At 34.8% G+C, this 982-nt stretch carries 1 protein-coding gene; it reads left to right on the top strand.

Translation table 11 applies throughout. The features are described 5' to 3' along the window. Window positions 1–94 precede the first annotated feature (94 nt). Window positions 95–958, top strand: coding sequence for an IS982 family transposase (locus tag NI469_RS15690; protein WP_107010327.1), 864 nt, complete (start codon window positions 95–97; stop codon window positions 956–958). Window positions 959–982: the final 24 nt, after the last annotated feature.

Below are 982 nucleotides of genomic sequence, written 5' to 3'. Positions count from 1 at the left end.
AACCTGAGTTCGATATAAAAAAGAGTAGAAAAAAAGCCCTGAATTTATAACATATTGGTTCTCAAGACAAAATGTTATAAAACAAGGCTTCTCAATGGATCATATTACCGAATTATTTTGTATTTTGGACGATTTCTGCAAAACATTTAATGAATCTTTAGAAAAAGCTTTAATTTCTGATCAAAAATCCAAGCTGAAAAAGTCAGCCTTGAGCTTGTCTGAAGCAATGACCATTGTCATTTTATTTCATCAATCCGGTTTTAGATTCTTCAAATATTTTTATTGCCAAATGATCGTTCCATTCTGGAAATCTGCTTTTCCTAAACTGCTTAGCTACAACCGATTTATTGAAATCATGCCCCGTTGTTTGCAAGCTCTGAGTAGTTTCTTCCACCAGGTGAAAGGAAAAGATACGGGAATCAGTATCATTGACTCCACTAAATTGGTAGTTTGCCATAATCTTCGGATTAAAAGGCATCGTGTATTTAAAGGCTTGGCCGGCCGTGGAAAAAGTAGTACGGGTTGGTTTTATGGTTTTAAATTACATATCGTTATCAATAATTTAGGTGAAATTATTAATCTCAAACTGACATCGGGAAATGTTCATGATGTTGCTATATTAGAATCTTTAACTCAAGAATTAAAAGGAATCCTACTCGGAGACAAAGGCTATTTGAGCAAAGCAAAAGCCGAAGCTTTAGCAGCAAGAGGACTGAAAATATTGACCCCATCACGTCGGAATATGAAAAATAAACCCATTCAAACTGAAGAAGAAAAACAATTACTTTGCAGAAGAGGATTGATCGAAACCGTGAATGATCAATTAAAAAATTTACATCAACTTGAACATTCACGTCATCGTTCGGTAAATAACTTCATGGTGAATATCATGGCTGCTGTAGTGGCTTATTGTTTGAATCCCAATAAGCCAACTTTCCAAAATATGCTAAAAGGCTAAGCAGATTTCGTCGAACTCAGGTTA

The organism is Acinetobacter lwoffii (genome assembly GCF_024129735.1).
GTDB classification, from domain to species: Bacteria; Pseudomonadota; Gammaproteobacteria; order Pseudomonadales; family Moraxellaceae; genus Acinetobacter; species Acinetobacter lwoffii_H.
Note: the sequence above shows the minus strand (reverse complement) of the source record. Positions and strands in the feature narration are given on the sequence as shown.

Bases quoted from the DNA above. Each gene is read 5' to 3' on its own strand.
- NI469_RS15690 (WP_107010327.1), top strand. From the start codon at position 95: ATGGATCATATTACCGAATTATTTTGTATTTTGGACGATTTCTGCAAA.